10 protein-coding genes and 1 pseudogene are annotated in these 12,995 nt (G+C 72.5%); 3 read left to right on the plus strand and 8 right to left on the minus strand.

From position 1 onward, the window contains the following. Positions 1-4 precede the first annotated feature (4 nt). Positions 5-820 (minus strand): hypothetical protein, encoded by an 816-nt coding sequence (locus tag O7626_RS14110; protein ID WP_278061626.1) that lies wholly within the window; start codon positions 818-820, stop codon positions 5-7. 144 nt (positions 821-964) lie between these two features. Here O7626_RS14110 and O7626_RS14115 point away from each other — a divergent pair, with 144 nt between their 5' ends. Then, positions 965-2,674 carry an IS1634 family transposase gene (locus O7626_RS14115; protein ID WP_278061627.1) on the plus strand — a complete coding sequence of 570 codons (1,710 nt, stop codon included), beginning with the start codon at positions 965-967 and terminating at the stop codon, positions 2,672-2,674. A 19-nt stretch (positions 2,675-2,693) separates the two neighbouring features. Here O7626_RS14115 and O7626_RS14120 read toward each other — a convergent pair whose 3' ends face one another. Beyond that, complete coding sequence (locus O7626_RS14120; RefSeq protein ID WP_278061628.1) at positions 2,694-3,836, minus strand: DUF4158 domain-containing protein; 1,143 nt, start codon at positions 3,834-3,836, stop codon at positions 2,694-2,696. Positions 3,837-3,922: 86 nt separating this feature from the next. On the opposite strand from O7626_RS14120, the pseudogene O7626_RS14125 reads away from it, so the two are divergent. Then, positions 3,923-4,384 (plus strand): annotated as a pseudogene (locus tag O7626_RS14125) (glycine hydroxymethyltransferase); the annotation flags it as partial. A 140-nt stretch (positions 4,385-4,524) separates the two neighbouring features. On the opposite strand, the gene O7626_RS14130 reads toward O7626_RS14125, so the two are convergent. The 3 genes from O7626_RS14130 to O7626_RS14140 form a co-directional block, all read right to left on the minus strand. Continuing rightward, entirely contained in the window at positions 4,525-5,394 is an 870-nt protein-coding gene (locus tag O7626_RS14130) for a siderophore-interacting protein (RefSeq protein ID WP_278061629.1), read from the minus strand. A gap of 164 nt (positions 5,395-5,558) precedes the next feature. Continuing rightward, complete coding sequence (gene cydB / locus O7626_RS14135) at positions 5,559-6,554, minus strand: cytochrome d ubiquinol oxidase subunit II (protein WP_278061630.1); 996 nt, start codon at positions 6,552-6,554, stop codon at positions 5,559-5,561. 51 nt (positions 6,555-6,605) lie between these two features. Then, positions 6,606-8,096 (minus strand): cytochrome ubiquinol oxidase subunit I, encoded by a 1,491-nt coding sequence (locus tag O7626_RS14140; protein WP_278061631.1) that lies wholly within the window; start codon positions 8,094-8,096, stop codon positions 6,606-6,608. Between the two features lie 149 nt (positions 8,097-8,245). On the opposite strand from O7626_RS14140, the gene O7626_RS14145 reads away from it, so the two are divergent. After that, on the plus strand, positions 8,246-9,037 hold the full coding sequence (locus tag O7626_RS14145) for a lysophospholipid acyltransferase family protein (RefSeq protein WP_278061632.1): 792 nt from the start codon (positions 8,246-8,248) through the stop codon (positions 9,035-9,037). Positions 9,038-9,096: 59 nt separating this feature from the next. On the opposite strand, the gene O7626_RS14150 is transcribed toward O7626_RS14145, so the two are convergent. The 3 genes from O7626_RS14150 to O7626_RS14160 form a co-directional block, all read right to left on the minus strand. Next, entirely contained in the window at positions 9,097-9,459 is a 363-nt protein-coding gene (locus O7626_RS14150; RefSeq protein ID WP_278061633.1) for a YkvA family protein, read from the minus strand. Positions 9,460-9,526: 67 nt separating this feature from the next. Continuing rightward, positions 9,527-10,060, minus strand: coding sequence for a LuxR family transcriptional regulator (locus O7626_RS14155; RefSeq protein WP_278061634.1), 534 nt, complete (start codon positions 10,058-10,060; stop codon positions 9,527-9,529). 19 nt (positions 10,061-10,079) lie between these two features. Beyond that, entirely contained in the window at positions 10,080-12,824 is a 2,745-nt protein-coding gene (locus O7626_RS14160) for a LuxR family transcriptional regulator (RefSeq protein ID WP_278061635.1), read from the minus strand. Positions 12,825-12,995: the final 171 nt, after the last annotated feature.

Here is a 12,995-nt window from a genome sequence, read left to right on the forward strand (position 1 = left end):
CGTGTCAGCCGGGGAGGGCCCCCAGTCCAGCGAGTAACTCGTCTTTTTCCCGGGGTGACAGTGCCTCGTAGATGGGTTCGTCTCGCCGGTTGGTTTCGTCCTCGATGGTCTGCCGCCGCGGGTCGTTCGGGGGCATCGCCTGCAACTGGGCGAGAGTGAGTCCGGCTGCGGTCCAGGCCGCTCGGTGCGCGTCACCCCGGTGATGGCGCAGCGCGCCGAGCCGCGAGGTCAGACGCAGCGGGGCAGAGGCGTTCGCTGGCTCGTGCACCGGAGCCATCGCTCGAAAGGCCGGGCCACCGGTTGCGCGGCCCGCTTTCAGGAGACGACCAACGAGGTCTGCTAGCCGGGGAACCACGGCCAGGCCGGGCATCGTATCGATCAGCTTTCGATCCCAGAATTCCGCGGCCCAGTCCCCGTAGGCACGCTGCACCGCCAGCGCGACATCTCGGCCGCGCTCGGTCAGCCGCCAGGCGCCGTTGGCATCGACCTCTGCTATGCCCTGTTCGAGCTCGTCGGTCATGTCGGACCCGGAGTAGGTGGTTGCCGCTGCGAAACTGTCAGCGGCCATGGGCCTGGCCAGCAACCCGAAGTAGAAACTGCTCTCAAAACCGGGCCGAACCTGATACTGGTCGTAGACCGCCTGTATGCGCTCTCGCCCGGTACTCCGAACCCCTACGTACACCCGGTCGATCACCGGCCGGATCAGCGCCGCGTAACTCATGCCACCTCGGTCCTGCTCGTAGCGATCGAAAGCCCGAGAGTAGATCATCGACGCGCACCACCGACCCGGGTTCCACAGATAATCGGGGTCCTGTGACACGTCCGCCGGTCCTCTCGCTGGTCAGAGCGTTGCGGTCTAGTGGAAAGTCCGAAAATCCCTAGTGACACGGTTGGCGTGATCATCTGTTGTGACGTGGGACTTCCTTTTGATCTACTAGCGGCCGGATCGCTAGGGTCGCTGATCGTGTATGTGAAGCGTTCGACCCGGCGGATGGCGGACGGTCAGGCGGTGGGCTGTCTGCAACTGGCCCACAACGAGTGGGACCCGGTGGCGAAGGTGTCGCGGACGAAGGTGCTGTACTCCTTCGGCCGAGAGGACCAGTTGGACGTCGCGGGGATCCGGCGGCTGGTCGCGGCGCTGTGCCGGCTGTTGGAGCCGGGCCAGGCGTTGGCGGCGACCACCTCGGCGGACCTGCGGTTCATCGACTCCCGCGCGTTGGGCGGGGCGTACGCGTTGGACGGACTGTGGCGTGCTCTAGGGGTCGACGCGGCGGTGCGGCGGCTGCTGACCGACACGCGGATGGAGCCGCGGGTTGAGCGGATCTTGTTCGCGCTCGTGGCCAACCGCGCCCTCGCACCGTCGTCCAAGCTGGCCGCGACCCGCTGGATCGAGCACGACGTGGTGATCGACGGCCTGGACCTGCCCGTGGTCGACGAGTCCTGCTACCGGGCGATGGACTGGCTGATCAACGCCGAGCCGGTACTGGGGCGGATCGTGTTCGACAACACCGCCGACCTGCTGAACCTGGAGGTGGACCTGCTGTTCTTCGACACCACCTCCACCTACTTCGAGACCGCCGACGCCGACGTGCCGGTGGCCCGCGACGAGCGGGGCATGCCGGTCGGCGACGGCGAACCGGCGGTGAAGGAGACCGGGTTCCGGACCTGGGGCAAGTCGAAGGACTCCCGGGGCGACCTGCCGCAGATCGTGGTCGGGATGGCCGTCACCCGCAACGGCATCCCGGTCAGATGTTGGGCCTGGCCTGGCAATACGTCAGACAGCGCCCTGATACGGCAGGTGAAGGACGACATGCGCGACTGGTCGCTGTCGCGGATCGTGTGGGTCGCCGACCGCGGTTTCACCTCCGAGCAGAACCGGCGCTACCTGCAAAAGGCCGGCGGGCACTACATCCTCGGGGAGAAGCTGCGCGGCGGCACCCCCGAGGCCGACGCCGCGCTGTCGCGGCAGGGCCGCTACCGACACGTCGCGGACAACCTGCAGGTCAAGGAAGTGCGACTGTCCGGTGACCTGGCCGACGACCGGTTCGTGATCTGCTTCAACCCCGAGGCCGCCGTCCGCGACGCCGCGATCAGGGCCCGCATGGTCGTGATCCTGAACGAGATGATCGACGGCTCCGACAAGCTCGGCCGAGACAAGCGCGCCGAACTACGCGGCGTCATCTCCACCAAGCCCGGCCTGAAGCGCTACCTGCGCACCACCCCCGGCGGGCTGCTACGCATCGACAAGAAGGCCGTCGAGGCCGAGGCCAACCTGGACGGCAAGTTCCTGCTGCGCTGCTCCGACCCGAAGCTGTCGACCGAGGACATCGCTCTGGGCTACAAGCAACTACTGGAAGTGGAACGCGGTTGGCGGGACATGAAGTCGATCATCGACCTGCGGCCGGTCTACCACCGAGCCGAGGACCGCATCCGCGCCCACGTCCTGCTCTGCTGGCTCGCCCTGCTGCTCATCCGCATCACCGAGACCCGCACCGGACAGACCTGGCCCGAAGTCCGCGGCGAACTCCAACGCCTACACCTGGGCACCTTCACCGGCCCGGCCGGCTCCTTCCGCCAGCGAACCGAACTCACCACCGGCCAGAGGAAGATCCTGACCGCCCTCGGACTGCCCGAGCCCCGCCGCGTCTTCGAGGCCATCCCCGCAACCTCCTGACCAGCACGAACACTCCGGCCTAGTGACACGCCCCGCCACCCGCCCAACCCACGTTTCCCCAGCTCAACCCGCCTTCTCGCGGACTAGCCAACCATCTGATCTGTGGAACCCGGGACTCCTGCTCGGCCTCCAGCATCACCGCGACCGCGGCGGCCAGCTTGCTGGCGTCTTTGCTGACCCGCGGATAACGCTTGACCTTCTCCGCCGCTGACTGCCGCTCGGCCCGCGCCAACAACTCGTTGGTCATGATGACGTCGAACAGTTCGAGGGCGTCGTCGGTGGATTTGGCCTCCAGCCACACCACCGTCGTCAGCAGAATGCCCAGCTTGCGGGCGTAGGTCTTGTCCCGCAGGGTGGTCGCGGTGGCCTCCCGCCCGTACCTGGACAGCTCGATCACCCGCCGCAGCGGCACCACCGATAGATCCACCTCGCCCAGTCCGATACCGGCCACCGCGGCGACCCGCAACAACGCGGCGACCAGTGCCTTGGCCGTGGTGTCCTTCTGTCCGGTCCGCAACCGCTCCAGCGGCGAGACCCGCTCACCCTCGGGCACGTCGAGCAACTTCAGCAGCAGCCTGGCCTGCTCAGCGGTGATCAGACCTAGCAGCGTGTCGAACAGCCGCTTGTCCACCGCGGTCACCACCTCACCGACCAGCCTTTCCAGGGTGCTCACCGCCGGGAGCAGCACCTGCCGGTTGCGCAGCCACTCCACCGCGCAGTCGAAGATGGTGTTACGGCCATCGCCGGTCGTCCACGACCGGCGATCCACATGCAGCTTCAATGCCTCACGAAAATCAGCGAAGTCATGCCAGCCATCGACATGCTGGATCTCCCACCGGTGCTCCAGGCGCGTCTTGTCCCGCCTGAGGTACGCCTTCGCCACCGACGCATCCTCAATCCCCAGCTGGGCGGCCACGTACTCCATGACCGCCACCGGGACGTCGATGGGATTGGCCAGGAAGGTACCGAGGAAACGAACCGTTGTCAGCTGGAGCGCGAACCCGAGCCTTGTTGCATCGTCACGCCGCTTGGCGACCAGCTTCCGGTCCCCGTCGTCAAGGAAGAAGAACCGCTCCAGCTCCATGTCGCTCGGCGGTGCGCCGAACTTTCCGTAGAGCTCGATCTGCGCGGCGGTTAGGAAATCTTCCTCATCTTCCGACATGCCACGGAAACATACGCAAACTCACCCATGATCACTTACCGGGCCGGTTGACAAGGAGCGCAGCCGGCTACCGCCGTTTTTTACAAGATCAGGCGTCAAGGGCCTTGACCAACGCGGTGGCGTTGGCGGAGGGGCTGTCGCGCCGGGGCGTACGGCTGGTGACCGGGGGTACCGACAACCACCTGCTGCTGCTGGACGTGTCGGCGTACGGGCTGACCGGGCGGCAGGCGGAGGCGGCACTGCTGGACGCCGGCATCGTGACGAACCGGAACTCGGTGCCCCGGGACCCGAACGGCGCCTGGTACACCTCGGGGATCCGGCTCGGCACTCCGGCGTTGACGAGCCGGGGGCTCGGCACGGCGGAGATGGACGAGATCGCCGGGCTGCTGCACACGGTGTTGACCGAGACCCGGCCGGGGACCGGGCCGGACGGCACCCCGTCCAAGGCGCGGTACGTGCTGGATCAGGCGGTGGCGAAGCGGGTCGCCGGGCAGGCCGCCGACCTGCTGGCGGACCATCCGCTGTATCCGACGGTCGACCTGGGCTGATCCCGACCGGGTGCCGGGTGGGCGGGTGCCGGCCCGGGTGGGGCCGGCACCCGCCGGCGGCGGCGTTCGACGCCGGGACACGGGCCGACTGGTTCAGCCCGGCGTCGTCGTTGCCGGTTCGGAGTGCCGGGGGTGGCCGTTCAGCCGGGCGTCGTAGCCGCTCCGGCTTCGGCGCCACCGGAGGAGCGTTCGCGGGCTTCGGCGAGGTCGGCTTCGGTCGGGTCGTCGTCCTGGGTCAGGTTCCGCCGCCAGTAGCCGGTGAAGTCGACCGACCGTTTCGGCAGTCCCCGGTCGTCGACGAGGTGCCGGCGCAGGGCGCGTACGGTGCCGGCCTCGCCGGCCAGCCAGGCGTGCACCGTGCCGGCCGGGAAGGTGGCGGCCCGGACGGCGTCGAGCAGCCGGACGGTGGGCGTCCCGTCGCGGTGCGACCAGTGCACGGTGACCTCGGCCCGGGTGTCGAAGTGCTGCTCTTCGGCCCGGTCCGGGATCTCGACGAAGGCGTGCGCGCGGGTGCCGGCGGGCAGCGCCTCGACGATGGTGCCGATCGCCGGCAGGGCCGACTCGTCGCCGGCCAGCAGCATCCAGTCGGTGCCGCCGAGCGGGACCGGGCGGGCGAAGACCGCCGACGGGCCGAACATGCCGAGGATGTCGCCGGGGGCCGCGGAGGCGGCCCAGCGGGTGGCCGGGCCGGCGTTGCGGTGCAGGGCGAAGTCGATGTCGATCAGGTTGCCGTGCGGGTGGTGTGCCCGGATGGTGTAGCTGCGGGTCCACGGGCGCACGGGTTCGGGGATCTCGGCGAAGCCGGCGTACCAGCGCCAGAGGTCGGGGTCGGGTTCGGGGAGCCGGGGGCGGTGTTGCCCGGGTCTGGGGAAGTAGAGCTTCACCTGTTGGTCGGGGCCGTCGAGGCGCAGGTCGGCGAGGTCGTCGCCGGTGAAGGTGATCCGGGCCATCCGTGGCGTGATCCGGGTGGTGTCGGCGACCCGGATGATCCGGATCGGGAGCTGTCCCATCGGGGCCTCCGTGCGGGTAACCAGAAGTCGATGCCCTGTGTGAGCCTTTCGCTTCAATTGTTTCATTGAAGTCCACGGTGAGGCTTTGGTGACGGTGCCGCCTGTGCGGGGCTGCTCTGGTTCCCGGGAAGTCTCAAGTCCCGGCTGATGCCGGCGGGTGCCGGTCAGCGGGGGATGTTGCCGACCCCGATCCGCTTGCGGAACACCCCGTAGGTCCAGCCCTGGTAGCCGAGGACGACGGGGGTGAACAGGGCGGCCACCCAGGTCATCATGGTGAGGGTGTAGGGGCTGGAGGCGGCGTTGTGGATGGTGAGGGTGCCGGCCGGGTCGGCGGTGGAGGGCAGCACGGTCGGGAAGAGCGCGGCGAATGCGGTGGCGACGGTCAGCCCGATCGCGGCGGCGGTGCCGGTGAAGGCCCAGCCCTCCCGGCGTACCCGGGTGGCGGCCAGGGTGCCGGCCAGGGCGATTCCGGCGGCGGCGGCGAGCGCGACGGCGGCCGGGGTGTGCCGGAGGGTGAGGCTGGCGGCCAGGAACGCGGCGGTGACGGCGGCGGTGACCCCGGCGGCCCGGGCGGCGAGCCGGCCGGCCCGGACCCGGATCTCACCGGTGGTCTTCAGCGCCAGGAAGACGGCGCCGTGCGTGACGAACAGCGCCGTCGTGGTCGCCCCGCCGAGCAGCGCGTACGGGTGGAGCAGGTCGAGCAGCCCGCCGGTGTGGTCGCCCCGGGCGTCCAGCGGTACGCCGCGCAGCAGGTTGCCGAGCACCACTCCCCAGAGGGCGGCCGGGAGCAGGGAGCCGAGGAAGATGGCGAGGTCCCAGCGGGCCTTCCAGCGCGGTTCGGGGCGCTTGTGGCGGTACTCGAAGGCGACCCCCCGGAAGATCAGGGCGAGCAGGACGAGCAGGAACGGCAGGTAGAAGCCGGAGAGCAGGCTGGCGTACCAGGCCGGGAAGGCGGCGAAGAGGCCGCCGACGGCGGTGATCAGCCAGACCTCGTTGCCGTCCCAGACCGGCCCGATGGTGTTGATCAGCACCCGGCGTTCCCGGTCGTCGCGGCCGAGCACCGGCAGTAGGATGCCGACGCCGAAGTCGAAGCCCTCCAGGACGAAGTAGCCGGTGAAGAGGACGGCGATGAGCAGGAACCAGACGGTGGGCAGGTCCACGGTGGACTCCGGTCGGGTGTGGGTTGTCGGCTGGCTGGCTGTCGGCAGGGGTCAGTAGGCGAAGGCGAGCGGGCGGTTCTCGTCGTCGGTGTCGGTGTCGGTGTCGGCTTCGGGCTGCGGCGGTGGGCTGGTGTCGGGCAGGCCGGCGCGGGCGTACCGGATCAACAGCCGGACCTCGACGACGGCGAGGGTGGCGTAGACCAGGGTGAAGGCGGTGAACGAGGTGAGCACCTCGGCCAGGGAGACGCTGCGGGAGACGCCGTCGCGGGTGAGCATCTCGCCGAAGACGACCCACGGCTGCCGGCCCATCTCCGTGAAGATCCAGCCGAAGCAGTTCGCGGCCAGTGGCAGGACCGGCATGACCAGGCCGGCCCGGAGCAGCCAGCGGGAGTTCGGGGTGCGGTCGCGGCGGTGCGTCCAGAGCACCAGGGCGGCGATCGCGGCGGCGGCCAACCCGAAGCCGATCATGAATCGGAAGCTCCAGTAGGTGACCGGGATGACCGGGGTGTAGCTGCCGGGGCCGTACTCGGCGACGTACTGGGCCTGGAGGTCGTTGATCCCCCGGACCTCGCCGTTCGGGTCACCGGTGCCGAGCACCGAGAGCAGGTACGGGATCTTGAGGGCGAAGAGTTCCCGGCTGCCGTCCAGGCTGCCGACGGTGAACACGGAGAGCGAGGCGGGTGCCTCGGTGTCGTAGAGCGCCTCGGCGGCGGCCATCTTCATCGGCTGCACCTGCGTCATGATCTTGCCTTGCAGGTCGCCGGTGATCACTACGGCGACCGCGGCGGCGAGGGTGACCCAGGCGCCGAACCGGGCGGCGAACCGGAACGCGGCGCGGTCCTCCCCCGCCGCGGCGTCGACCCGGTCCTCCGCCGCGCCGGCCCGGCCGGTGTCGTCGGCGGTGGCCTCTCCGGCGGGGCGGCGCAGGTGCCAGACGGCGACCGCGACCATCAGCGACCCGGCGACCAGGAAGCAGCCGGCGATGGTGTGCGGGAAGGTGACCAGGGTGACCTTGTTGGTGAGTACGGCGACGATGTCGGTGAGTTCGGCGCGGCCGGTGTCGGGGTTGATCCGGTAGCCGACCGGGTTCTGCATCCAGGAGTTCGCGGCCAGGATGAAGTACGCGCTGAGGGTCGAGCCGAGCGCGGCGGCCCAGATGGTCGCCAGGTGAATCCGCCGGGGCAGCCGGTCCCAGCCGAAGATCCAGAGGCCGAGGAAGGTGGATTCGAGGAAGAACGCGAGCAGGGCCTCGATCGCCAGCGGGGCGCCGAAGACGTCGCCGACGAAGCGGGAGTAGTCGCTCCAGTTCATCCCGAACTGGAACTCCTGCACGATGCCGGTGACCACGCCCATGGCGAAGTTGATCAGGAAGAGCTTGCCGTAGAACTTGGTCAGCCGCAGGTAGCGCTGCTCCCCCGTACGGTGCCAGCGGGTCTGCAGGATCGCGACGAGTACCGACAGCCCGATGGTCAGCGGCACGAAGAGGAAGTGGTAGACGGTGGTGACACCGAACTGCCATCGGGCGACGTCGAGCGCGTCCACGGAATCCCCCCAGGTATTTACTACCGGACGTAGTAAATACTACCTGCCGTCGTAGACACTCGCGCTGGGAGGTGGATCACGTCCCCGGACGGCCACGCCCTCGGCCCCGGCCGTCCGGGACGGCCCGCCCGTGCGACGATCGAGCGCTGATGGAGACCACCACCGCCCGACCCTGGCGCGCCCCTCGCTTCTGGCTCTTCCTCCAGGTACTCGCCCGAGGCGTGGTCGGGCTGCTCGCCCGGCTGCGGGTCAGCGGCGACGTGCCGGACGAGCTGCGGCACGGCCCGCTGATCCTGGCCGCCAACCACATCAACCCGTTCGACCCGGTGGTGCTGACCGCCGCCTGCCGGGTACGCCGGATCGCCCCCCGGATCATGGCCACCGGCGGAGTGTTCCGGGCCCCGGTCGTCGGCGCCGCGATGCGGGCCAGCGGACACATCCGGGTCGACCGGCGTACCCCGAGCGTCGGAGTCGCCCTGGAGCAGGCCGCGGCGGCGGTCACCCGCGGCTCGGTGGTGCTCGTCTATCCCGAGGGGCGGATAGGGCTCGACCCCGGCATGTGGCCCGAACGGGGCAAGACCGGCACGGCCCGGCTCGCCTTCGCCAGCGGCGCCACAGTGGTGCCGGTCGCCCAGTGGGGCGCCCACGAGGTCCTCCCGTACACGGCACCGGCCGGGATGCTCCGGGCGGTCGCCAGGGCGATCCTGCGCCGACCGGTGATCCGGGTGCACTTCGGCCCGCCCGTCGACCTGGCCGGCATCGACCCGACCAGCCCCGGCGCCGCCGCCCGGGCCACCGAGAAGATCATCGAGGCGCTCACCGTCGCCCTGGTGCCGCTGCGCCCGGACGAACCCGGCCTGCCCCGGCACGTCGACGCGACCCGACCGACGGAGACCCGCCGGCAGCACCGGCGCAGCCGCCCCGACGGCTCGACGTCCTGACGGCTCGACGCCCCTGACACCGCGACCGTCCGGTCGCGGACCGCCGACGGTCCGTCAGGTCAGTGCCGGGTAGCCGCCCCGTCAGGTCTACCGGAAGGCAACTGCCGCACGTCGCCAACGGGGGCGGAGGTCACCGACCCGGCGCGGGCCGTCCGGCGTTTCTGCACCAGCCGGGTCAGGTAGAGCAGGGCACCGGTCAGTACGCCGATGTCGTCGAGGTAGATCGGATCGGGCAGCAGGTCGACCGGCAGCACCGTGTAGGCCAACGCGCCGTAGAACGCCACCTTGCCGCCGGCACCCAGCTCGCCGAGCAGCTTGCGGGTACGCAGCACCCTGATCACGAGTACGACGGCGCCGGCCAGCGTGGCGACCGCCACGATGCCACCCAGCACCAGGATCAGAGTCCACGCCTCCTGGGACATGCCGTAACGGTAACCCGGCAGCTCCCCCGCCGCCCGCTGGGTGGCAGCCTGGAATCGCGCAGTCGGGTCAGTCGGCGGAGCGGCGTTGCCGCAGGTAGGCGAGGACCGCCTCGCGGGTGGTCCGCACCCCGAGCGCCTCGCGGGCCTGGGCGATCCGCCGGTTCGCGGTACGCAGCGACAGGAACTCCGCCGCCGCGGCGGCCGCGATGGTCTCGCCGTCGGCGAGTCGTTCCAGCAGCGCCCGCTGCTCCGGGATCAGCCGGTCCACCGCCGACTCGGCGTCGGACTCCGGCAGGTCGTCGGGGTCCCGGTGCACCGGACCGAGCCGGCTCAGGTCGTCGACCAGCGCCCGGCCCAGCTCGCCGGCCGAATCCACGATGGCCACCAGTCCAGCGCCCCGGGCGGCGGCCAGCACCGCGAGCCGGACCGTCTCGGCGTCGGGCACCCGCCCGAACAGCACCAGCCGGGCCGCGGCCAGGTCCCAGCCCGGCTCGGCGACGGCGAAGCCCTCCCGGGTCGACCACCCGTCCCGGGCCAACCGGCGCAGCACCGTGGTGGCCTCCGTCGCCGACGGTACGACGTAGCGCGGCGGGTCGGTCATCGCTCACCTCCAGCACCAGTCACAGCACCTCCAGGGCGAGGGCCGCAGCCTCGGTACGGGTGCGGGCGCCCAGTTTGCGCATCCCGGACCGGACATGGGTCTCCACCGTCTCGGCGGATATACCCAGCCGGCCGGCGATGCGTCGGGTCGGCTCGCCGGCGGCGACCAGCCGGAGCACCTCACGTTCCCGGTCGGTGAGGTCGCCGTCCGCCCGGGCCCCCCGGACGTCGCGGCGTACGGCGTGCCGGCGCAGCGCCCGACGGATCCGGCCAAGCAGCACCACCAGTCCGGCCCGCTCGGCGCGTTCCTCGGCGGCCAGCAGTGCCGGGACGCCACGGGCCGGGTCCGGCTCGTGCAGCCCGGCGGCGAGCAGGCAGCGCACCTCCTCCCGGGCCGCCAGGTCCCGCCAGCCGTCGGCGGCCCGGGTGAAACCGGCCGGGTCGCCGCCCGGGGTGTCCCAGGCGGCCAGCGTCTGGCGCACCGGTGCCGGGCCGGACCCGACGGCGGTCACCGCCCCGTCGGGCGAACCGGCGCTACCGCCGGCACCGTCGTAGCCGGCCCACCGGGCGGTGATCTGCCGCAGCCCGTCGACCAGCGGCGGGCCGCCGGTCGGTGATCCGGCGGCCTGGTCCGGTTGGCCGTCGAGCCAGGCCGCCTCCCGGCGGACCCAGTCGAGCAGCGCGTCGGCTCCGGCGGAGCCACCGGTGGTGGTCGCCGCCAGCCGGGACCGGGCCGGGCCGAGCAGGCCGCCGTCGGCCTCGACGAGGCTGGCGGCGGCGACCGCGTAGCCGCGGGCCACGGCAGGCAGGGTCCGGTCGGTCAGGTCACCGGCCCGGCGCAGCGCCTCGTCGGACCCGAACACCTGGTCGGGGTCGAGGTGCCGATCGGGCTGCGGCGACTGGTCCTGGCCGGAGGTGGACTGGTCGGGGCCGGAAGCGGGCTCGCCGGGGCCGAGGGGCTGGTCGGATTCGGAGCTGGGCCGGCCGCCGCGCAGCGCCGCGCACCAGAGCCGGGCGGCCAGGAACCGGGTCTGCCAGCTGTAGGCGAGGTCGGCCGCGCAGGCCAGCTCGGCTGCCCGGGCGGCCCGCCCGGCCTCGCCGAGCCGGCCGTCGGCGAGCAGCGTCTCGACCAGCAGCCAGGCACTCCACCGGGCGGAGAGCGGGTCACCGGCCGCACCCGCCGTCGCGGCGGCCGAGGCGAGCGCCGGTTCCCAGCCGGCCGCCCGGTTCGCGGCGCCGACCGCCGCCAGCGCGGCCCGCAGGCCCGGATGCGCCGGTTCGGCACCGTGCCGGGCGGTGATCCGGGCGGCGGTACGGGCCGCTCCGGCCGGATCGGCGTCGAGCTGGGCGAGCAGCACCACCCGGTCCCGGGCGGCGAGCTGGTCACCGGTGGCCGAGTCCGGGATCCGGGCCACCGTCGAGCTGGCGCCGGCCAGGTCACCGAGCTGCACCAGCGCCTCCGCCCGGAGCAGTTCCGCGTCGACGCCGAGCGGGCTGACGGTGGTCAGTACCCGGGCCGCGGACCGGGGCCGGCCGCAGGCCAACGCCGCCCGGGCGGCGTCGAGCCGGACCGCCGGGGACGGCTCGACGCCGGGCAGCGTGCAGGCCAGCAGCAGCAGGTCGGCGCGGGCCCCGGCGCTGTCGACGTCCGCCGCCACCGCCAGCGCCTGCCGGTACGCCGCCGCGCCGTCCCCGGCCGCCGCCAGGTGCCGGACCGCCTCGTCGGCGGGTACCAGCTCGGCGAGCCGGCGGTGCAGTCCCTGCCGGCCGGCCTCGTCGAGCAGCCCGGCGGCGACCTCGGCGACGTACGGCGACACCGGGGCGACCAGCCCGGCGCCGCCCTGCCCGACGGTCACCAGCCCGGCGGCGTGCAGCTCCTCGACCCCGGTGCCGAGCACGCTCGCCGGTGCCGGCCGGCCGAGCAGCCCGAGCGCGGCCATCGTCGTCCGGGCCGGCCGGGTGAGGTCGGCCAGGACCGCCGCCACGGCGTAGCCAACCTGCTCGACGTCGCGGTCCGCCGGCTCCGGTCGCCGCTGCCCGGCACCGCCGGGTCGGGGCGGCGGCACCGGCCAGGCCGGGGCGGGCCGCTGGGCGGCGGCCTGGCGGGTCAGGGTGACCACCGCCAGCGGGACCCCGCCGGCCCGCCGGACCAGCTCGGCGACGGTCGCCGGGCCGAGCCCAGGGCCGATCCGCCCGGCCAGCGCGGTCGCCGACGCCGGGGACAGCGGCGGCACCGCCAGCCAGCCGGACGCGACGGAGCGCAGCGCCGCCACCGCCGCGTCCGGCAGCCGGTGCGGGGTACGCAGCGCGACCGCGATCCGGCAGTGCGCCGCCAGCGGCACCAGGGCGGCGAGGGTGGCCGGATCGACCCACTGGAGATCGTCCAGGAGCAGCAGGCCGGCGCGTACCCGGGAGCGGACCGCCTCGGCGAGCAGCGCTGGGTCGTGGCCGGGCAGCCGGACCCGGACCGCGCGGGCCAGCGCCAACGCCGGCTCGCCGGGCAGGCTGGCCAGGCCGCCACCGGCGAAGACCGGTCCCCGGAAGGCGGCGCCGAGCCGGTGCAGCGCGGTGCTCCGCCCGCCGCCGGGTCCACTGTGCAGCACCACCAGGCCGGGGCTGGTGAGCAGCCCGGAGCCGACCGCGACGACGTCTGCCCCGGCGGTGCCCGGGGCGGGCACGTCGGCGCCGCCCTCGACACGCCGGGCCTCCGGCGGCCCCGCGGGCCGGAACTGGTCGGGCAGATCCCCGACCGACGCGTGCCGCACTGGTCCTCCCCCGCCCGGGTCGACGCCGCACCACCGTGCGCCGACGGTGGCACGAACATGGGATCCTGCGCCGGCAGGATATTCGTAGTGTGATGTCCGGCAGGGGCGGCCCGCCCCGCCGTCGTGTCGGAAAGAAAGCAGACGAGATGAGCGTGCGCCACCGCCGGGTTC

The sequence above is a fragment of the Micromonospora sp. WMMD1102 genome (genome assembly GCF_029626265.1).
Classification (GTDB): domain Bacteria; phylum Actinomycetota; class Actinomycetes; order Mycobacteriales; family Micromonosporaceae; genus Plantactinospora.